We start from the raw sequence: 20162 nt of genomic DNA on the forward strand, positions 1-20162 counted from the left end.
GTTTAGCGTCTGGAATGGAAGAGAGACAATGAAACCGGTCGTATTGGTCGTTGATGACGAAGAATCAATCCTCCCGCTGATCCGGTACAATCTGGAGGACGCCGGCTACGACGTTCTCGAGGCGACCGACGGCGAGGAAGCCCTGACCGTTGTGTCAGAGGCGAAGCCGGACGTCGTGATCCTGGACTGGATGCTGCCTCACGTATCGGGAATCGAGGTCTGCCGCCAGCTTCGCCGATCGACCGACAGCCGGCGCATGCCCATCATCATGCTGACCGCCCGGGGCGAGGAGGGCGATCGTATCCGGGGGCTCGATTCGGGCGCCGACGATTACGTGACCAAGCCGTTTTCGCCGACCGAGCTTGTGGCTCGGGTGCGGGCCGTGCTGCGCCGGAGCCGCCCGGCACTCGACGAAGATGTCCTGACCTTCAACGATATCGAGATGGACCTCGGCGCCCACCGGGTGCGCCGGGGCAATCACGAAATTCATCTCGGACCGACCGAATTCCGGCTGCTCCAATATCTGATGGAGCATCCGGGACGAGTTTTCTCGCGCGAAAGACTGCTCGACGCTGTCTGGGGACAGGATGTCTATGTCGAGCCCCGCACGGTGGACGTGAATGTCCGGCGCCTGCGCAAGGCACTCAACCAGTTCAATGGCCTGGATGTGATCAGAACGGTCCGCTCGGCCGGGTACGCCCTCGAGGAGCCCCGGCCACAAGGCCATCAGGCCCGTCATCAGGCCAGCGCCGGCTGACCCCGCCCTCGCCCGAACGCTGCCCGAACGCTGCCCGGGCGCGCCCCTAGGCGCGGCCGGGGCGCTGTGCTACCAACAGGATCACGCCCCGGCCGGCCCGGAACCCGTCCCGACGATGCACGAAGCTTCTGCCCCGCCCCTTTTCGGTCGCCCGCTCGCGACGGCACCCGACACCATACTGGTGTTCACCAGCAGCGATCTCGTGGGCGACGGGCTCATCAAGTACCCCTTTGTCCAGGCCGTGCGCGCCGCCTGGCCCGCGGCGCACGTGACCTGGGTCACCGGTAACGGCGAAAGCGCCTACAAGGATGTGCTGGCACCGTTGGTGGCGGGATTGATCGACGAGGTGATCTCCAATGCCGGCATCGGCCTCGGCTGGCACCAGCTCTGCCGCCGGCCCCTGAAGGGCCGGCACTTCGACCTCGTGATCGACGCCCAGCGCCGCGTCCCCGCCAGTTGCCATATCCGGCGGGTCCCGCACGGGACTTTCGTCTCGGGCGCCTTCGGGTTCCTGCTGTCCGACATCGTGCCGCGCCGGCCATTTGCCAAACCGCCACGCTTCATTGACCAGCTTCTGCGCCTGGTGGCGGTGGCCTCGGGCCGCCCGCCACAGACCGGCCAGACGCCCCGCCTTGATCCCGCCATGCGTGACCTGGCCCGGCGGTTGCTGCCCCCGGCGGGCGGACCGTATCTGGGCCTCGCCCCGGGCGCGCGGGGCATCCATAAATGCTGGCCGCGCGACCGGTTCGTCGCCCTCGCGCGCGCGGTCGCACAAGACAGCGTGACGCCGGTTTTTCTGCTCGGGCCGATGGAAGCCGATCAGCAGACGCAGCTCGCCGCCGATGTCGAAGGCGCCCTCTTTCCGCTCCAGGACACAGCCGCTATTCAGGCATTCGGCACGACACCCCTTCTGACCATCGCGGTGGCCGAGCATCTCGATGCGGCGCTCGCCAATGACAGCGGCACCAGCCACATGATCGCCCTCGCCGACCGGCCCCTCGTCTCGCTGTTCGGCCCGACCAGCCCCGCTAAATTCGCGCCCGCCGCGCGCCGTCTCACCGTGATCCGGGCGCAGGATTTCGGCGGGCGGGAGATGACCGATATCCCCTTCGCGCCCGTGCTGGACAGGGTTCGCGAGGCCCTCGGATGATGTTGGCGAGACGCGCGGGTCCGGAATCTTTCCTTTTCGTGCTGGTTGTGCTGGCGCTTTCGGCCTGTGTGCCCCCGCGCGGTGCCGAACCGGTGCGCGGCAATGCGCCGGGGACGGTAGCCTCGCCCGCCCCAGCCCCAGCCCCAGCCCCAGCCCCAGCCCCGGCCGGTCCGCCGGGCGAGACGCTTGTGCCCCCTCTTGCAGGCGGCGATGTTATCGGGCTTGGCGAAAGCGATTTGACCCGGCTCCTCGGGGCGCCCCGACTTCGCCGCCGGGAAGGGCCGGGCGAGTTGTGGCAATATGCCGGACGTGACTGCCTGGTACAGCTCTACCTGTATCGTGAGCCCGTGGCGGAAGCTGACACGGTCGGGGACGGGGCGCCGCAAGCGCCGGCCCGGGTCACACATATGGATGCGGTCGGCAGGAATGCCGCCGCCATGGCGCCGGCGGACTGCCTGGCGACGATTTCCCGGCCCGCGCCGTCGGGCGACCGGACGGGGGGTTAGGCGGAGGCCGGGGTTTTTTCCTTGTAGGCGCAGAGCTCGCGCACGATGCAATCCGGGCATTTCGGCTTGCGTGCGGTGCAGACATAGCGCCCGTGCAGGATCAGGTAGTGATGGGCATGGCGCTTGTATGTTTCGGGCGTGACCTTCTCAAGCTTCTGTTCAACTGCAAGCGGGGTCTTGCCCGGGGCGAGACCGGTCCGGTTGGAGACGCGGAAAATATGCGTGTCCACAGCGATCGTGGGTTCGCCGAAAGCGATGTTAAGCACGACATTCGCCGTTTTTCGTCCAACCCCGGGCAGGGTTTCCAGCCCGGCCCGCTCGCGCGGTACCTGGCCGCCGAACGCGTCGATCAGCCGGCGGCTGAGTGCGATGATGTTCTTTGCCTTGTTATTGAAAAGGCCGATTGTCCTGATGTGCTTCTTGAGACCGGCCTCGCCCAGCCGAAGCATTTTTTCGGGCGTGTCCGCCACCTTGAAAAGCGGCCCCGTCGCCTTGTTGACGCCCTTGTCCGTTGCCTGGGCAGAGAGCACGACCGCCACCAGCAGCGTATAGGGTGTCGTGTATTGAAGTTCGCTCTTGGGGCTCGGAATCGCCTTCGCGAGGCGGGCGAAAAAGGTCTCGATATCGGCTTTTTTCATGGCCGGCCGACCTTAGCCGGAATAGCCGCCCCTGGCAGCCGGTTTTCAGCGCTTTACAGCGCGGGCGCGCCGGCGATACCTATAGAAGAAGAGGACGCCCCATGCGCGAGAACACAGAGACCGCCCCCGTGACGGCCGCCCCGGCGGCGCGGGAGGACGAATCGGCCGGAACCGCGCCCGCGCCTTTTTTCGACGCCATCCTGACCCCCCATCGCAGCCTGACGCCGCTGGGCTTCACCCTGCTGATGACCGGCGTCGCCCTCGTCAGCTTCACGGCCGGGCTGTTCTTTCTTCTGCAGGGCGCCTGGCCGGTCTTCGGGTTCTTCGGCCTCGACGTGCTGCTGATTTATCTCGCTTTCCGTGCCAATTTCCGCGCCGGGCGAGCCTATGAGACAGTCACGCTGACCGCGCGCGACCTGCTGGTGCGCCGGGTGGATGCGAAGGGCCGCCAGCAGAGTTGGCGCTTCGAGCCTTACTGGGTCGGGGTCGAGGTGCGCAAGCCCGACCACCCCGACAGCCGCGTGGTGCTCTCGTCCCACGGCGACCGGCTCGCCCTGGCCGCAAGCCTGACACCGGGGGAGCGGATCGAGTTCGCCGAGGCGCTGCGCCGGGCTCTGGCCCGATGGCGCCGGCCCCCTGACTCCGTCTGATGCGCCGGACAGAACCCGTCGATATCGGCCTGCTTCTCGTTCTCGCCGCCCTTTGGGGCAGCGCCTTCATGTTTATCAAGATCGGTGTCAGCGGGTTCCCGCCACTGACCCTTGTGCTCGTGCGCATGGGCGTGACCGCGCTGGCGCTCGCCTCGTTCTCGCTCGCCATGGGTCACGGCCTGCCCCGGGGCATTCATGTCTGGCGCGCCCTCGTCGTTGTCGGGGCGATCTCCTCCGCCATTCCCTTCACGATGGTGGCGTGGAGCGAGAAGCGGATCGACAGCGGCGCGGCCGCGATCATCATCGGCATGACGCCCGTCACCACGGTGGTGATCGCGCATTTCCTGCGTCACGACGAGCGGCTCAGCCCAAGCAAGATCCTGGGCGCCGCCGTGGCTTTCTCCGGCCTCGTCGTTCTGGTCGGGCCCCGCGCGCTCGCCGGGCTTGAGCTCGAGGTCGCCTCGTTCCTGACGGCCGCGCTGGCGACGCTGTTCTACGCCGCGACCACCGTCTATGTGCGTTTCCTCGGCCATATTTCGGCGATCCATATCGCCACCGGCTCGGCGATCTCGGCAACGGTGATGGTGTTGCCGTTCAGCCTGATTATTGATGCCCCCTGGACTCTCGACCCGTCAGGCGAGGCGTGGTTCGGCGCGCTGGCCCTCGCGCTTCTGCCCACGGCGGCGGGGACGGCGCTGTATTACCATCTGGTGGCGCGCACCAGCGCCACCTTCGGCTCGTCGGTGAATTACCTCATTCCGCTGGCCGGCGTGCTTTGGGGGATGGCCTTTCTGGGTGAGCGGCCGGGCTGGGAGGCGCTGGCGGCGCTGGCGCTCATTCTGGCCGGTGTCACGCTGATCAGCCTGGGTGGCCGGGTCCGGCGCGCCCGACTCACCTGACCCTGGCCTGATCCTGGCCTGATCCTGGCCTGACCCCGGCCCCGGACGTCCCCGCGATCAGCGATCGCCGAGGCCGAGGACGTCTTCCATCGAATAGAGACCGGGCCCGGCGGCGGCGGCCCAGAGCGCTGCGCGCACCGCGCCGCGCGCGAAGACGCGCCGGCTCGAAGCCTTGTGGGAGAGTTCGATCCGTTCGCCATCGGCCGCGAAGATCACGCTGTGATCGCCCACCACATCTCCGCCCCGCAGCACGGCAAAGCCGATATCCCCCGCCTGGCGCGGGCCCGTTTCGCCAAACCGTCCGGCCACGGTCGCGGCCTCGAGATCGACGCCCCGTCCCGCCGCGGCCGACCGGCCCAGCGCGAGCGCCGTACCCGAGGGCGCGTCCACCTTGTGGCGGTGATGCATTTCGACGATCTCGATATCGTAGGACTCGTCAAGAATGCGCGCGACCTGCTCGGTAAGTGCGCGCAACAGGGTGACGCCGACGCTCATATTGGGGGCCTGGACAATCGCGGATTTTTCGGCCGCCTGCCGGATCGCCGCCTCGTGTTCGCCGGCCAGCCCCGTCGTGCCGATCACGAGCGCGGTTCCGGTCCGGGCGGCGAGTTCGGCGTGGCGCCGGGTCGGCTCGGGGCGGGTGAAATCGATCACCACATCACTGGCCTCGAACACGGCCAGCGCATCCTCGCTGGCCTGCAGGCCGAGGGTGCCGATCCCGGCAAGCTCGCCCAGGTCGCGGCCGAGGGTGGGCGCGCCGGGGCTTTCCGTGCCGCCGGCGAGCTCGGCGCCCGTCGTTGCCGTGACCTCGGAAATGAGTGCCCGGCCCATGCGCCCGGCGCAGCCGGTAATACCGATCTTCACGGAAGCCGTCCTTCCTTGGCCTGCGTCTGTCGCACCTTCTTTCGGTCCGGGTGCCCGCCCGGACCTTATCGAAAGCCCCGGGGCGAATCCATAGGCACGAAAAAGGGCCCCGGCGGGGCCCTGCTCTCATCTTTCGGAGCCGGCTAGTCCTTCAGGTCCTCCCACAACTCCTTGACCTTGGAAAAGAAGCCGGCCGATTCCGGGCTCGTGGTGTTATCGGGCTGGGCATCATGAAACTCGTTCAGCAACTCGCGCTGACGCTCGGTCAGGTTGACCGGGGTTTCCACCGACACCTGCACCATGAGGTCGCCAAAGGACTTGGAGCGCAGCACCGGCATGCCCTTCCCCTTGAGGCGGAACTGCTGCCCGCTCTGCGTGCCCTTGGGGATGTTCACACGTGCCCGGCTGCCCGAAGGCGTGGGCACTTCGATGGTGCCGCCCAACGCCGCCGTCGTCATGGGGATCGGGACCTTGCAGCGAAGATTTGCGCCCTCGCGCTGAAACAGCGGGTGGGGACGGATGGTGAGAAAAATATAGAGATCGCCTGGAGGCCCGGCGCGCAAACCCGCCTCGCCTTCGCCCGACAGGCGGATCCGATTGCCATCCTCGACGCCCGCCGGAATCGTGACCTGCAGCTTCTTTTCCCGCTGCACGCGCCCCTGGCCGCGACAGGCGGGGCAGGGATCTTCGATCACCTGGCCCTGGCCGCCGCAAGCGGGACAGGTGCGCTCCACGGTAAAGAACCCCTGCTGGGAACGGACCGAACCGTAGCCCTGGCAGGTCGGGCAGGCGGTCGGCCCCGACCCTTCCTTTGCGCCGGTCCCCTTGCAGGTTTCGCAACCGGCCCAGCTCGGCACCTTGATGTCAATCTGGCGCCCGCGATAGGCGTCATCCAGCGTTATTTCGAGATCGTAGCGAAGATCGGCGCCGCGTTGCGGCCCCTGGCGGCGCGCGCCCCGCCGGCCGCCGAGATCGCCGAACATCTCGTCGAAAATATCGGAGAAGGAACCGCCGAAATCGAAGCCCGCGGCACCGGCGCCCGCGCCCGGCCCGCCCGGTCCGCCCTGCTCGAAGGCGGCATGGCCGAACTGGTCGTATTGCTGGCGCTTCTCGTCGTCCTTGAGGACCTCGTAAGCCTCGTTAACTTCGCGGAATTTTTGCTCGGCCGTCTTGTCACCCGGATTGGCGTCGGGATGATATTTCTTGGCCAGTTTGCGGAAAGCGGACTTGACCTCGTCGGAGGATGCGCCGCGCTTCAGCCCCAGGACTTCATAGTAATCGCGTTTCGCCATGTTCACTCGGCCTCAATGCAGGCCGCCCCGACACGCACGGTCGGAAAGGGTGCGTGCCGGGGCGTTCAGGAACCAGATACCGATACCCGGCCGCCTCAGGCAGACCGCTTTTCGTCGTTGCCCTTGTCGTTGCTGTCGGGGTCGACTTCCTCGAAATCCGCATCGACGACCGAGTCGTCACTCGAGGCCGACGCGCCGCTCGAGGAGCCGCCTTCGCCGCCCTCGGAAGAGCCGGCACCCGCCGCCTCCTCTTCCTGCTGCGCCTTGTAGATGGCCTCGCCCAGCTTCATGCTGGCCTGTGCCAGCGCCTGGATCTTCTGCTCGATGGCCTCCACATCCTCGCCCTCGGCCGCGCTCTTGAGATCGGCGATGCCGGTTTCGATGGCCGTCTTGTCCTCGGCCGCGACCTTGTCGCCATGCTCTTCGAGATTCTTCTCGGTCGAGTGGATGAGGTGCTCCGCCTGATTGCGGGTATCCACGAGCGCGCGGCGCTTCTTGTCCTCTTCCGCGTGCTCCTCGGCCTCCTTCACCATCCGTTCGATGTCCTCGTCATTCAGCCCGCCCGACGCCTGAATGCGGATCTGCTGCTCCTTGCCCGTCGCCTTGTCCTTCGCGGACACGTTGACGATGCCGTTGGCATCGATATCGAACGTCACCTCGATCTGGGGCATGCCGCGCGGGGCGGATGGAAGCCCGACCAGATCGAATTGGCCCAGCAGCTTGTTGTCCGCCGCCATTTCGCGTTCGCCCTGGAAGACGCGGATGGTGACCGCCGTCTGGTTATCTTCGGCGGTCGAAAAAACCTGGCTCTTGCGCGTCGGAATCGTGGTGTTGCGATCGATAAGCCGGGTGAAAACCCCGCCCAGCGTTTCGATGCCGAGCGAGAGCGGCGTCACGTCGAGAAGCAGGACATCCTTCACGTCACCCTGCAGCACGCCGGCCTGAATGGCGGCCCCGACGGCGACCACCTCGTCGGGATTGACGCCCCGATGCGGTTCGCGGCCGAAAAACTCCTTCACCGTCTCGATAATCTTGGGCATGCGCGTCTGACCGCCCACCAGGATCACCTCGTCGATGTCGCTCGCCTTGACGCCGGCATCCTTGAGCGCCGCCTTGCACGGCTCGACCGTGCGCTTGACGAGATCCTCGACCAGGCTTTCCAGCTTGGCGCGCGAAAGCTTGAGGTTGAGATGCTTCGGCCCGGACTGGTCAGCGGTGATAAAGGGCAGGTTCACTTCGGTCTGGGTCGAGCTGGACAGTTCGATCTTGGCCTTTTCCGCTGCTTCCTTGAGCCGTTGCAGCGCCAGCCGGTCCTTGCGCAGGTCGATGCCCTGTTCCTTTTTGAACTCTTCGGCCAGGTAATCGATGATGCGTGCATCGAAATCCTCGCCGCCAAGGAACGTGTCGCCATTGGTGGACTTCACCTCGAACACGCCGTCGCCGATTTCGAGCACCGAGACGTCGAACGTGCCGCCGCCCAGGTCATAGACGGCCACGGTGCCGGTGCCCTTTTTCTCCATGCCATAGGCCAGCGCCGCCGCCGTCGGCTCATTGATGATACGCAGCACCTCGAGTCCGGCGATCTTGCCGGCATCCTTGGTGGCCTGGCGCTGGGAATCATTGAAATAGGCCGGCACTGTGATGACGGCCTGATCGACAGTCTCGCCCAGATAGGCTTCCGCGGTTTCCTTCATCTTCTGCAACACGAAGGCGCTGATCTGGCTGGGTGAATATTTTTTGCCCTGTGCCTCGACCCAGGCATCGCCATTGTCGCCCGGCACGATGCTGTAAGAGACGAGCCCCTTGTCCTTCTCGGTCAGCGGGTCATCGTAGCGCCGCCCGATCAGCCGCTTGATCGCGAACAATGTGTTCGTCGGATTGGTGACCGCCTGGCGCTTCGCCGACTGGCCAACCAGACGCTCGTCATCATCCGTGAAGGCGACCATCGAGGGGGTCGTGCGCGCGCCCTCGCTGTTTTCTATGACCTTGGCACTCTTGCCGTCCATGACGGCGACGCAGCTGTTTGTCGTCCCAAGGTCGATACCAATGACTTTGCTCATAGCTCACCTCTTCTCAAGCAAGCCGCCCTGGCCCGATTGCGGCGCTCGCTGGCGACTTCTTTCCAAATTTCCTGTCGGCTCCGCCCGTCCTGTTGCCGGGCGAAATTTCCCCAGTCTTCTGAGGGCTTATATAAGGGCTGTTTCAAGGACGACAACCCCGGGGGCGGAAATCGCCCCGCTTTTCCCCGCTCTTCGGCGCCGGTCCCGCCCCCCGGTCGGGCGGGTCCCGGCAGGAACAGGAATATTAATTATAAATCAATGGCTTGTTAGATCAGGCGGTGGTGTCGACCCCGGACCCGGCCTCCCCCTGTTCATCCGGCCCCCGCGCCGGGCCGCCCTTGGCGACGCCCACCATGGCCGCGCGCAGCAGCCGGTCGTGGATCATGTAGCCGGTTTGCATCACCTGAATGACCGACCCGGCTGGCACGCTCGGGTCTTCCACCTCGAACATCGCCTGGTGCTGGTGCGGATCGAACCTGTCCCCGGCGCTGGGCTGGATGGCGGTGACGCCGTGACGCTCGAGCGCGGTGATGAGCTCGCGCTCCGTCAGGTCCACGCCTTCGGCCAGAGACTGGAGCGCGTCATTTCCCTCGAGCGCCTCGTCCGGCACGCTGTCTATGGCGCGGCGCAGATTGTCGGCCACCGCCAGTATGTCGCGCGCGAAGTTCGAGACAGCATATTTGGCCGTGTCCTGGCGTTCCTTCTCGGCCCGCTTGCGGAAATTCTCGTTCTCGGCCAGCGCCCGGAGAAGCTGGTCCTTAAGCGTCGCCACTTCCTCTGCCAAGCTGACTTCGGCCGCTTGTGCCGCATCGTCGCCATCCGTGCCGGGCGCGTTCACGCCAGCTTCGTCGTTTTCCGTGTCGTTCTGTGTGTTTTCGTCGCTCATAAGCCGTCAATTTTCCCAAGACACTGTTCGAGGCGCTGATTGCGCAATCAGTTTCCCATCACCTTGTTGACCACCTTGGCGGTGAAATCAACCATGGGGATGATGCGCGAGTAGTTCAACCGCGTCGGGCCGATCACGCCGATTGCGCCCACGAGGTTCTCGTTACCCTGGCTGAACGGCGCCACGATCATCGAGCATCCCGCGTTCTGAAAAAGCGGATTCTCGGAACCGATGAAAATCTGCACCCCGTCACCGCGATGCGTCTCGTCGAGAAGCGTAACGAAGTCGCGCTTGGTCTCCAGCACTTCGAACAGGTCACGGATGCGCTCGAGCTGATCGACCGCATGGATATCGGACAGCAGGTGCGACTGGCCGCGCACGATGAGATAGCTGTCATCGTCATCGCCCGTGCGCATGGCGAGACCTTCCTGCACGACCGCTGCTGTGAGTTTGTCGAGATGGGCGCGTTCTTCCGCGATTTCATCCAGGATCACGTCGCGCGCCTCGCTCAATGTACGCCCGGCGAGGCGGCTGCTCAGATAGTTGCCTGCCTCGACCAGCGCGGCCGCGGGCATGCCCTTGGGGGTATTTATGACGCGATTTTCGACCAGCCCGTTCTGAAAGACCATCACCACCAGCGCCTCGCCGGGGCCGAGCGAAACGAAATCGATCTGGCGCAGCGGCTTTTCCGCCTTCGGCGCCAGCACCAGACCGGCACAGTGCGAGAGTTGCGAGAGGATGCCCGTGGCATGACGCAGCACCTGCTCTGTCTGCATGCCGCGGGCCGCACATTCGCTTTCGATGCTCGCGCGCTCCTCCTTGCCAAGCGAGCCCACTTCCATGAGGCCGTCCACGAAGAGTCTGAGGCCGCGCTCCGTCGGCAACCGGCCGGCCGAGGTGTGAGGCGCGTACAGCAGCCCCGCTTCCTGCAGTTCGGCCATGGTATTGCGGATCGTCGCCGATGACAGGGGAGAGGCGAGCCGCGCGGCGATCGCCTGGGAGCCGATGGGGTCGCCGGTCTCGAGATACGCATCGACCACCTGGCGAAACACGTCCCGCGAGCGCTCGTTCAGTTCGGATATGAGCCCGCCCTGGACGAACGGGGCCGATGGCGCGCGGCCAGTGGTGCTGGCCGGGCCGGGCGTGGGCTCGGGACGGGGTTTCGATGTGACCATGATCCGATCCGCCGAAATGCTGGGCCCGGCCCGGCGCAGCGCGTCGGGCGGGGCGTGTTCTGGCGGCGCGCGAGGCGCGCGACCCAGATGGCTATTTTATGTAAGGACTCGCCTCGAAGGCGTCAATGCAGCCCAAGAGCCTTGAAAATCAACGGCTTGTCAAATGATCCCGAGCTCTCCTGCTGGACGGCGCGGCGGCAATCGTCTAAGTGTGGCGCCGGCCATCCGTCGCCAGAGGACCCGACATGACAAATGACCCCCTCGCCACCCGGGCCGACGGGCGCGCGCGCGATGCGCTCCGCCCCGTCTCGCTGGAAACCGGCGTCAGCAAGCACGCCGAAGGCAGTTGTCTGGCGCGGTTCGGGGATACCCATGTCCTGATCACCGCGAGCGTGGAGAATCGCGTGCCCGGTTTTCTGAAGGATACCGGACGGGGCTGGGTCACGGCCGAATACGGGATGCTGCCGCGCTCCACCGGCAGCCGGATGGACCGTGAGGCGGCCAAGGGCCGGCAGAGCGGGCGCACGCAGGAAATCCAGCGCCTGATCGGGCGGTCGCTGCGCGCGGTGACCGATCTGGAGGCGCTCGGCGAAATCAGTATCCGGGTGGATTGCGATGTGATTCAGGCCGACGGCGGCACCCGCACCGCCGCCATCACGGGCGCCTTCGTCGCGCTGCACGAGGCCATGACGCATCTGTGCCGCCTGGGCGCGGTCGCCTCAATTCCCCTCACCGATCATGTGGCGGCCGTCTCGGCCGGACTCGTCGGCGGCACCCCTTTGCTCGATCTCGATTACGAGGAGGACAGCCAGGCCGATGCCGACGCCAATTTCGTCCTGACCGGGCAAGGCCGCATTGTCGAGATCCAGGCGACAGCCGAAAGCGAGGCGTTCGAGGAGGCGGCCTTTCACGACCTGCTCAGCCTCGCGCGCCAGGGCATCAGCGAACTGACACAGCTGCAGACGGCGGCACTGGGCGAGGGAGCCATGCGGTCCGGGGCGGCGAAAGGATAGGTCGTGACGACGGCTGACATCCCGGCCGCGGAGAAGGCGGCGTTGCGCGCGGGACCGCTGGTCGTGGCCTCCCATAACGACGGCAAGGTGCGTGAGATTTCGGATCTGCTCCGGCCCTACGGGCTTGATGTCGTCTCGGCCAAGGGCCTCAACCTGCCCGAGCCCGAGGAAACCGGGTCGAGCTTTCGGGAAAACGCGATACTGAAAGCCGTCGCAGCGGCGGAGGCGGCGGGCAGGGTCGCGCTGGCGGACGATTCCGGGCTGAGTGTGACCGCACTTGGCGGCGCCCCCGGCATCTATTCCGCGCGCTGGGCCGAGGGGCCCGACGGCAGCCGGGATTTCACCAGCGCCATGGAAAGGGTGCATCGCGAGTTGGGCGCCTCGGCGGATCGTGGCGCCGCCTTCGTCTGCGTCCTCGCCCTTGCCTGGCCCTCGGGCCAGGTAAACTGTTTCGAGGGCCGGGTCACGGGCGAGATCACCTGGCCGCCGCGCGGCAGCCACGGTTTCGGCTACGATCCCGTCTTCATCCCGGCCGGGCACGACATGACCTTTGGCGAAATGGACCCGCAGGACAAGCACGCCATCAGCCACCGGGCGGCGGCGTTTCGCAAGCTGGTCCGGGCCTGTTTCGAGACGGGCGCGAAGTGATGCGGGGCTCTTTCATTGCCCCGCCGAAATCGGCCGCGGCGGACAACCATGCGCTGGCTCTTTACGTGCATTGGCCTTTCTGCGAACACAAATGCCCTTATTGCGATTTCAACAGTCATGTCCGCCCCGAGGTGGATCAGGCGGCGTGGCGCGAGGCGTTGCTTGCGGAGTTGTCCCATTATGCGAGCGCGCTCGGTCCGCGCATCCTGACCAGCATTTTTTTCGGCGGCGGCACGCCCTCTCTCATGGCGCCCGAGACGGTGGCGGACGTGATCGAGGCGGCGGGGCGGCACTTCGGCCCCGTTCCCGATCTGGAGGTCACGCTCGAAGCCAATCCGGGTTCGGTCGAGGCGGGGCGGTTTCGCGCCTACCGTGGCGCCGGGGTCAACCGCCTGTCGCTCGGGGTGCAGAGTCTGGATGATCCGGCGCTCGCATTTCTTGGCCGGATCCATTCGGCCGATGAGGCGATCGCGGCGCTCTGCCTGGCGCGCGACACCTTCGCGCGCTTTTCCTTCGATCTGATTTACGGCCGGCCCGGTCAGACGCTCGCCGCCTGGCGCGCGGAGCTCGCCCGGGCGCTTGCCTTCGGCCCCGAGCACCTGTCGCTTTACCAGCTCACGATCGAGGACGGGACGCCCTTCTCCGCGCGCCACCGGGCGGGCGAATTTGGCCTGCCCGATGACGAGACGGCCGCGTGCCTGTTCGAGGAAACACGGCGCGTGCTCGACCAGGCGGGATTGCCCGCTTACGAAGTGTCCAATCACGCAGCGCCGGGCCAGGAGTCTCGCCACAACCTCGCCTATTGGCGCTATGGCGATTATGTCGGAATCGGCCCGGGCGCCCATGGCCGTTTTCGCCGCCGGCCGGAAGACCCTGCCTCACGCATCGCCACGGCAGGCTGGCGCCGGCCCGAAACATGGCTGGCCCGCGTGCGTGATTTCGGCCACGGGGCCGAGACGACACAGCCGATTGCGCCGGCCGAAGCGTTCGAAGAGTGCCTCATGATGGGGTTGCGTCTGACCGAGGGCCTGCGGTGGGCCCGTCTCGAAGCGGCGACCGGCCGGGCCGTGCCGGCCCCGGCAAGGGAGGCGATGGAGCGGCTCGCAGACTCGGGCGACCTCGTGCTCGACGACGAGACGGTTGCCGCGAGCCCCCGGGGGCTGCTCAGACTGAACAGCGTGCTGGGGGCCATTCTGGCCGATCTGCCGGAACCGGCCGGCGCCTGACCGCCCTTCAGTTGGAGAGATCTTCGAAGCGCTGCGGGGCCGGGCTCACCGTCCGGATCCCCTTGGGCCGGACCTCGAGAACGGCCAGCCGGCGCTCCGACAGGCCGTTCGCCTTCAGCCGAAAAACCCCGTCCAGCCCGGCGAACCCCTTGGCCGATTGCAGTTGTGTCCGCGAAAAATCGGGACCGTCCGTGCCGCGGCCGAGAAACGCGGCCAGCGCGGTGGCGTCATAGGCGAGCGTGGCGAGCCGGGGCGGAGGGGCGCCGAAAAGTTGGGCGTAGTCGGTTTCGAACCGTGCCCGATCATCGGGATCGGGCGCGGCGAACCAGCCGCCGACCAGCGCAGGCTCATTGCCGAGATTGGGCGTGTCCCACTGACTCGTGCCGATGAACTTCACCTTGTTCGGGTCGATATCGTAATACGACAACAAGGGGGCGATCTGCAGCACGCGATCGTTCGCCAGCGGCAGGACCAGGGCGTCAAAATTCACGTCACCCAGCGTGTCCTGCTCCTTGAGCTTCTTCAGTTCGGCCTCGATCCGGGCGAGATCGTCCTCGGTCAGGGAAGCGAGATCGAGACCGTGCGCCGCAGCCAGCCGGTCGGCCTTCTGCCGTTCGCCCGCCGCCAGCGCCTCGGCGGCGGCGAGTGTATCGGCGAGTTCGCCGCGTGCTTCCTCGAGCGCCTTCTGACGCGCCTCGTAATCCGCGAGCTGCTTGACCTGCGGGGTCACGTCCGCCGTCGAGTCGGGAAACAGCTCCACCTGCACCAGAACGCCGCCCTTGCGCGTCAATGTCTCCGAAAGCGCCTCGACCACCGCCCGGCCCAGCGGCGTGTCGGGCGCGAAAACGGCAAATCGTTCGTAGCCCTGCTCGCGGGCGTAGGAGACGGCACGCCTGATCTGCTCGCCCGGGAAGAGGCCGAGCGGATAGATGCCGGGTTCGGCCACCAGGCGGTCCGAGGAGAAGGCGAGCACCGGGACCTCCAGGCCGCGAATGGTCCGGGCCACGGCGGCGACGGAGGTCGAGAAGAGCGGCCCCAATATGATCGTGGCCCCGTCATCCAGCGCGGAAAGCGCTGCCTGGCGCGCCCCCTCGGGCGTGCCGGCGGTGTCGTAGGGGATGAGAATGAAGCGCCGGTCGGCGACATCGAACAGCGCCATCTGTGCGGCGTTGAGCAGCGCCTGCCCCAGCTCGCCATGGGCCCCCGAGAGGGGCACGAGCAACGCGGCCCGGGCCGGGCGGGGCTTGGCCGGTGCCGTCCCTTCGTAAGTCCTGCCACCGTAGCGCCCGGAAATTCCGTCCTCGGGGAGCGTCGTGCGGCCATAGACATCGGAAGGGAAGACTGTCCCCGGTGCGCGGGGCGACGGGCGGTCCAGCGGCTCGGCCGCCTCCCCGTCGGCCGGCTGGTCCGCCGGCGCGCGTTCGCTCGGTTGCCGCAGCCCGCCCAGCTCGCCTAAGCTCACGCGCGAACAGCCCGGCAAGACCAGCGCCACCAGGAGAACGAGAACAAGAGCCGGAACCGGGAACTGGCGAGGGTCCACCGATAGGCGCGGAACGCGGACCGCCGGGCGGCGTGACGGGCGTGCCGAACGTGACCAGAAACGGCGCAGGGCCGATCCCCCGAAAAGGAATAAAGAGTGGTGCAGCCTACTGACGGCCCCAAGCAAAGTAAACGCCCGCCCGCATCCGGGGACGGTCCCGGTGAGGCGGAATCGGGGCGGCTTCCCGGCGGGCTTTATATCGTTGCCACGCCCATCGGCAATGCCGGGGACATCACCCTTCGCGCACTCGACGTACTGGGCCGGGCCGATGTCGTCGCGGCCGAGGATACACGGCGATCGGCAACCCTGATGGCGATCCACGGTCTTTCCCCATCGCTGACGCCGTATCACGAACACAATGCCCGCGCCGCCGGCAGCGCCCTGATGAAACGTCTCGAGAAGGGCGAAAGCGTGGCGCTGATTTCCGACGGCGGCACGCCGCTCGTCTCCGACCCCGGTTTCCGGCTCGTCGCAGCCGCCCGGGCGGCGGGCATCCCGGTGACCCCCGTGCCCGGCGCCTCGGCCCCGATGGCGGCGCTCTCGGCCGCGGGGCTGGCGACGGACCGGTTTTTCTTCGAGGGCTTCCTGCCGGCAAAACAGGCGGCCCGGCGCGCCCGGCTGAAGGAACTCGCCGGTGTACCGGCGACGCTTGTGATATTCGAGGCGCCGGGGCGGCTGGCCGGGAGCCTCGCCGACATGGCGGCCATCCTGGGCGACCGGCCGGCGGTGGTGGCGCGCGAACTGACCAAGAAATTCGAGACCTTCTATCGCGGCTCCCTGCCCGATCTGGCGGAGCGCCTCTCGGGCGAGGCGGTCCGGGGCGAGGTGGTCGTGCTGGTGGAAGCCGGGGCTGCGGACGCGACATCGGTCCCGCCGGGCGACATCGACGATGCTCTCGCCCTCGCGCTCAAGCGTCTTCCGGTGAAAGAGGCGGCGCAGATTCTGGCGCGCGCAACGGGCTTGCCGAGGCGGGCGCTGTACCAACGGGCGCTGGCGCTATCGGACGCGGTGGAGGACGCGCGACGGACGGGGGCGATCGAGGAGGACGGAGCATGACGATCGGCGCCGTGCGCGCCCGGGCGCGTCGCCGCCAGACATACGAGCGCGGCTTGCGCGCCGAATGGGTTGCCGCCTGGTGGCTGCGGTGCCACGGCTATCGGGTTCTGGCCCGGCGCCTGCGCACCCCGGCGGGAGAGATCGACCTCGTGATCCGGCGCGGGCATACTCTCGCCATTGTCGAGGTGAAGCGCCGCGAGACGGAGGAAGCCGCCCTCTATGCCGTCTCGCCCCGCCAGCAACGCCGCCTCGCCCGGGCGGCGCGCTTCGCCCTCGCCCGGTTTGCCGGACGGTCCGGGACCGGCCCCCTTCCCGATCTGCGTTTCGATCTCGTAACGATCCGCCCCTGGCGCCTGCCCCGGCATTATCCGGATGCTTGGCGGCCCGCGCCCGACGGCGCAATATAGGATCGCATGACCGCGACCGCCCGCTCTTCCCCTCTCCCCGTTCGCGCCGGTCCGCGAGACCCCGCCGCCCGACGGGTCGGCTGCGCCCTCGCAGTCCTGCTCGCCCTTTGCGCCTGCACGCCCATTGGTGCCGGCGTCGGCGTCGCCGCCACCGCGGGCGTCGCCGCCTCGCAGGAGCGCGGCTTCCGACGGGCGGTGGATGACAATGTGATCGCAGCCGATATCGGCCGCCGTCTCCTGGCTTACGATGTGGGCGCCTTCGCCCGGCTCCGCGTCGACGTGCATGAAGGCCAGGTGCTTCTGACCGGCGCGGTCACGGACCCCGAGACGCGGATCGAGGCGGTGCGGCTTGCCTGGCAGGCCGAGGGCGTGGACCGGGTCTTGAACGAGATACAGGTGACGGATCAGTCGAGCCTGCTGAACCGAAGCCGCGACAAGCTGATCCTGGGCAATTTGCGCTCGGACCTGCTGCTCGACAGCGAGATCCAGTCGATCAATTACAATATCGATGTCGTCAACGGCACGGTCTATCTGCTGGGCGTCGCCCAGTCGCAGAACGAGCTGGCCCGCGTCGAGGCGCATGCGAGAAACCAGTCCTACGTGCGCCGGGTCATCTCCCACGTACGCGTCAAATCCGGCGCATCCGCCGCGCCCGCATTCTGATCCGCGCGAGGACACCGGCACCCGGCCATGTCTGCTCTTCCCCGTCCAGCGCCGACAGAGTCCGGCCGGCGGCCCGCCGCCCGGCCCGGGACGCTTGGCGTGGCGCGGGATGCGCGGCAGAATTGGGCCGGTCCGCTGACCGGCCCCCGACATCGCCATCAGGCGGCAGCGCTGCTACAACTGATCCGCCCGGCACGACCCTCGAGACCCGTCCGATAAACCAAGGCGAGAAAACGACCATGAGCCTTTGCGTCGCGATCCAGATGGACCCCATCGAGGGCATCGACATCGAAGCCGACAGCACCTTTGTGCTTGCGCTGGAAGCACAGGCGCGCGGACACGCACTTTTTCATTACCTGCCGCAGGACCTGATTTTCCGCGAAGGCCGTCTTTACGCCCGGGTGCGGGAACTCACGGTCCGGCGCCAGGCGGGCAGTCACTTCTCTTTGAGCGATGTTTCGGTGGTCGATCTGGCGACGATGGATGTTGTGCTGATGCGCCAGGACCCGCCGTTCGACATGGCCTATATCACCGCGACCCATCTGCTCGAACACATCCACCCCGATACGCTGGTCGTGAATGACCCGGTTCATGTGCGCAACGCGCCTGAAAAACTTTTCGTCACCCATTTTCCCGATGTGATGCCGCCCACGCTGATCACCAGCAGTCGCGAGGATATTCTGGCCTTTCGCCGCGAGTACAACGACATCATCGTCAAGCCGCTTTTCGGCAATGGCGGGGCCGGCGTGTTTCACCTCAAGCCCGACGACGAGAATCTGGGCGCGCTGCTCGAACTCTTTACCGAGCTCTACCGCGAACCGGTCATCGTGCAGCGCTACCTGCCGGAAATCCGCGCGGGCGACAAACGCATCATTCTGGTGGATGGCAAGCCGGCGGGCGGCGTCAGCCGCGTCCCGCCCGAGGGTGAGGCGCGCGCCAATTTTCACGCCGGCGGCGCGGCCCGGGCCACGACGCTGACTGAGCGGGAAAAGGAAATCTGCGCCGCCATCGGCCCCGCCCTGCGCGAGCGCGGCCTGATCTTCGTCGGCATCGACGTGATCGGCGATTACCTGACGGAAATCAACGTGACCTCGCCCACCGGAATCCAGGAGATCAACCGGCTCGACGGGATCAGGATCGAGACCCAGATCTGGGACGCGATCGAACGGCGCTATCACAGGCGCCATGCCGAACGTCCCGTCTAGACGGACGCCGCCAGCCGATGGTCGCCCGCGTCCAAACCGTCGCCTTTCAGGGGATCGAGGTGCTCGATGTGGACGTGCAGGTGCACGTGGCCGGCGGCCTGCCCGCCTTCTCCATCGTCGGCCTGCCCGACAAGGCGGTCGCCGAATCGCGCGAGCGCGTGCGCGCCGCCCTCTCGGCCCTCGGCCTCGCCCTGCCGCCCAAGCGCATCACCATCAACCTCGCCCCGGCCGACCTGGCCAAGGAGGGCAGTCATTTCGACCTGCCCATCGCGCTCGGCCTGCTGATCGCCATGGAGGTGCTGCCGGCCGATGCGCTGGACGGGATGATTGCGCTCGGTGAGCTGTCGCTCGACGGCCGCATCGCCGCCGTCGCGGGCGTGCTGCCCGCCGCCATTCACGCGGCGGCGCGGGAATCGGGGCTCGTCTGTGCCGCCGCTTCGGGGGGCGAGGCGGCCTGGGCGGAGGGTCTCGAAATTCTGGCGCCGGCGACTCTGCTTGCGCTCATCAACCATCTCAAGGGCATGCAGGTTCTTTCCCCGCCCCGCCCAGCCCTGGTCGAGGCGGCCGACGGCGCCCCGGATCTGCGCGACATCAAGGGCCAGGAGCACGCCAAGCGCGCCCTCGAAGTGGCGGCGGCGGGCGGACACAACCTGCTGATGACGGGCCCGCCCGGCGCGGGCAAGTCGATGCTGGCCCGTCGGCTGCCGGGGATTCTGCCGCCGCTCGCGGCCGATGAGGCGCTCGAGATCACGATGATCCATTCCGTCGCCGGCGCGCTCGAGGCAAGCGGGCTGGTCCGCAACCGCCCCTATCGCGCGCCCCATCACTCGGCCTCGATGGTGGCGCTGGTTGGGGGCGGGGCCAAGGCACGGCCCGGCGAAATCTCGCTCGCCCATCTCGGCGTGCTGTTTCTCGATGAACTGCCGGAGTTTCCCCGCGCCGCCCTCGAAGCCCTGCGCCAGCCGCTCGAGACCGGCGAGGTGAGCATCGCGCGGGCCAACAGCCACACCACCTATCCCGCCCGCGTACAACTCGTGGCGGCGATGAACCCGTGCCGCTGCGGACATCTCGGCGATCCCGAGCTCGCCTGCGCGCGGGCACCGGCCTGCGCCATCGAATACCAGAACAAGATCTCCGGCCCGCTGCTCGACCGGATCGATCTGCATGTCGAGGTCGGCGCCGTCAGCGCCGCCGAGCTGAGCCTGCCGCCGCCGGCCGAGGGCTCGGCCGAAATGGCCGCCCGCGTCGCCCGGGCGCGCGACATCCAGCGCCAGCGTTTCGCGCCCCATGGCATCCGCATCAATGCCGAAGCCGATGGCGAGCTGCTCGACGAGGTCGCGCGGCCCGATGCGGCCGGGCGCGCGCTCCTGACGGAGGCGGTGGAAAAAATGCGTCTCTCGGCGCGCGGCTATCACCGCATCCTGCGCGTGGCGCGCACCATCGCCGATCTCGCGGCAGCGCCCGACCTGGACCGCACCCATATCGCCGAGGCGCTCTCCTATCGCCGGGCCCGGCCGAGGGGCTAGC

20 protein-coding genes are annotated in these 20162 nt (G+C 67.3%); 13 read left to right on the forward strand and 7 right to left on the reverse strand.

Features of this window, described 5'->3' with window-relative positions:
* The first annotated feature begins 28 nt into the window (after positions 1 to 28).
* The 3 genes from phoB (at position 29) to RLQ26_08275 (ending at position 2413) form a co-directional block, all read left to right on the forward strand.
* The gene (gene phoB, locus RLQ26_08265; GenBank protein ID MEQ9088720.1) at positions 29 to 757 is read left to right on the forward strand and encodes a phosphate regulon transcriptional regulator PhoB; all 729 of its coding nucleotides are present in this window, start codon (positions 29 to 31) and stop codon (positions 755 to 757) included.
* A 115-nt stretch (positions 758 to 872) separates the two neighbouring features.
* Positions 873 to 1907 carry a glycosyltransferase family 9 protein gene (locus RLQ26_08270; GenBank protein ID MEQ9088721.1) on the forward strand — a complete coding sequence of 345 codons (1035 nt, stop codon included), beginning with the start codon at positions 873 to 875 and terminating at the stop codon, positions 1905 to 1907.
* Between the two features lie 188 nt (positions 1908 to 2095).
* Positions 2096 to 2413 (forward strand): hypothetical protein, encoded by a 318-nt coding sequence (locus RLQ26_08275; GenBank protein ID MEQ9088722.1) that lies wholly within the window; start codon positions 2096 to 2098, stop codon positions 2411 to 2413.
* Here RLQ26_08275 and nth read toward each other — a convergent pair.
* The gene (nth, locus tag RLQ26_08280) at positions 2410 to 3051 is read right to left on the reverse strand and encodes an endonuclease III (GenBank protein ID MEQ9088723.1); all 642 of its coding nucleotides are present in this window, start codon (positions 3049 to 3051) and stop codon (positions 2410 to 2412) included. The two genes, RLQ26_08275 and nth, sit on opposite strands and share 4 nt — an antisense overlap.
* Before the next feature lie 101 nt (positions 3052 to 3152).
* Between nth and RLQ26_08285 the strand changes: the two genes are divergently transcribed.
* The gene (locus tag RLQ26_08285) at positions 3153 to 3701 is read left to right on the forward strand and encodes a DUF2244 domain-containing protein (protein MEQ9088724.1); all 549 of its coding nucleotides are present in this window, start codon (positions 3153 to 3155) and stop codon (positions 3699 to 3701) included.
* Positions 3701 to 4600: a DMT family transporter gene (locus RLQ26_08290; protein MEQ9088725.1), complete on the forward strand. Its 900-nt coding sequence runs from the start codon at positions 3701 to 3703 to the stop codon at positions 4598 to 4600. Before RLQ26_08285 ends, RLQ26_08290 begins: the two co-directional genes overlap by 1 nt.
* Before the next feature lie 57 nt (positions 4601 to 4657).
* Here RLQ26_08290 and dapB read toward each other — a convergent pair whose 3' ends face one another.
* From dapB to hrcA, 5 genes are all read right to left on the reverse strand, one after another.
* On the reverse strand, positions 4658 to 5464 hold the full coding sequence (gene dapB, locus RLQ26_08295) for a 4-hydroxy-tetrahydrodipicolinate reductase (GenBank protein ID MEQ9088726.1): 807 nt from the start codon (positions 5462 to 5464) through the stop codon (positions 4658 to 4660).
* Between the two features lie 143 nt (positions 5465 to 5607).
* Positions 5608 to 6756, reverse strand: a complete 1149-nt coding sequence (gene dnaJ, locus RLQ26_08300) for a molecular chaperone DnaJ (GenBank protein MEQ9088727.1) — start codon at positions 6754 to 6756, stop codon at positions 5608 to 5610.
* A gap of 95 nt (positions 6757 to 6851) precedes the next feature.
* Positions 6852 to 8816 carry a molecular chaperone DnaK gene (dnaK, locus tag RLQ26_08305; GenBank protein MEQ9088728.1) on the reverse strand — a complete coding sequence of 655 codons (1965 nt, stop codon included), beginning with the start codon at positions 8814 to 8816 and terminating at the stop codon, positions 6852 to 6854.
* A gap of 271 nt (positions 8817 to 9087) precedes the next feature.
* Positions 9088 to 9702 (reverse strand): nucleotide exchange factor GrpE, encoded by a 615-nt coding sequence (gene grpE / locus RLQ26_08310; protein MEQ9088729.1) that lies wholly within the window; start codon positions 9700 to 9702, stop codon positions 9088 to 9090.
* A gap of 47 nt (positions 9703 to 9749) precedes the next feature.
* Complete coding sequence (gene hrcA / locus RLQ26_08315; GenBank protein ID MEQ9088730.1) at positions 9750 to 10877, reverse strand: heat-inducible transcriptional repressor HrcA; 1128 nt, start codon at positions 10875 to 10877, stop codon at positions 9750 to 9752.
* A 245-nt stretch (positions 10878 to 11122) separates the two neighbouring features.
* Between hrcA and rph the strand changes: the two genes are divergently transcribed.
* Genes rph through hemW form a run of 3 tightly spaced genes read left to right on the forward strand, consistent with a single transcriptional unit; the run spans position 11123 to position 13764 of the window.
* A complete protein-coding gene (rph, locus tag RLQ26_08320; GenBank protein MEQ9088731.1) occupies positions 11123 to 11890 on the forward strand; it encodes a ribonuclease PH in 768 nt (255 codons plus the stop codon).
* A 3-nt stretch (positions 11891 to 11893) separates the two neighbouring features.
* Positions 11894 to 12538 carry an RdgB/HAM1 family non-canonical purine NTP pyrophosphatase gene (rdgB, locus tag RLQ26_08325; protein MEQ9088732.1) on the forward strand — a complete coding sequence of 215 codons (645 nt, stop codon included), beginning with the start codon at positions 11894 to 11896 and terminating at the stop codon, positions 12536 to 12538.
* Positions 12538 to 13764 (forward strand): radical SAM family heme chaperone HemW, encoded by a 1227-nt coding sequence (gene hemW, locus RLQ26_08330; protein ID MEQ9088733.1) that lies wholly within the window; start codon positions 12538 to 12540, stop codon positions 13762 to 13764. The genes rdgB and hemW overlap by 1 nt, the downstream gene beginning before the upstream one ends.
* Before the next feature lie 7 nt (positions 13765 to 13771).
* On the opposite strand, the gene RLQ26_08335 is transcribed toward hemW, so the two are convergent.
* Positions 13772 to 15226: a penicillin-binding protein activator gene (locus RLQ26_08335; GenBank protein MEQ9088734.1), complete on the reverse strand. Its 1455-nt coding sequence runs from the start codon at positions 15224 to 15226 to the stop codon at positions 13772 to 13774.
* Positions 15227 to 15400: 174 nt separating this feature from the next.
* Between RLQ26_08335 and rsmI the strand changes: the two genes are divergently transcribed.
* The 5 genes from rsmI (at position 15401) to RLQ26_08360 (ending at position 20161) form a co-directional block, all read left to right on the forward strand.
* Entirely contained in the window at positions 15401 to 16360 is a 960-nt protein-coding gene (rsmI, locus tag RLQ26_08340; GenBank protein MEQ9088735.1) for a 16S rRNA (cytidine(1402)-2'-O)-methyltransferase, read from the forward strand.
* Positions 16357 to 16767, forward strand: coding sequence for a YraN family protein (locus tag RLQ26_08345; protein ID MEQ9088736.1), 411 nt, complete (start codon positions 16357 to 16359; stop codon positions 16765 to 16767). The genes rsmI and RLQ26_08345 overlap by 4 nt, the downstream gene beginning before the upstream one ends.
* A gap of 6 nt (positions 16768 to 16773) precedes the next feature.
* Positions 16774 to 17430 carry a BON domain-containing protein gene (locus RLQ26_08350; GenBank protein ID MEQ9088737.1) on the forward strand — a complete coding sequence of 219 codons (657 nt, stop codon included), beginning with the start codon at positions 16774 to 16776 and terminating at the stop codon, positions 17428 to 17430.
* A gap of 239 nt (positions 17431 to 17669) precedes the next feature.
* Entirely contained in the window at positions 17670 to 18635 is a 966-nt protein-coding gene (gene gshB, locus RLQ26_08355) for a glutathione synthase (protein MEQ9088738.1), read from the forward strand.
* Positions 18636 to 18652: 17 nt separating this feature from the next.
* Positions 18653 to 20161 (forward strand): YifB family Mg chelatase-like AAA ATPase, encoded by a 1509-nt coding sequence (locus tag RLQ26_08360; GenBank protein MEQ9088739.1) that lies wholly within the window; start codon positions 18653 to 18655, stop codon positions 20159 to 20161.
* The last annotated feature ends 1 nt before the right edge of the window (position 20162 follow it).

Source organism: Alphaproteobacteria bacterium, assembly GCA_040220875.1.
Classification (GTDB): Bacteria; Pseudomonadota; Alphaproteobacteria; order JAVJVX01; family JAVJVX01; genus JAVJVX01.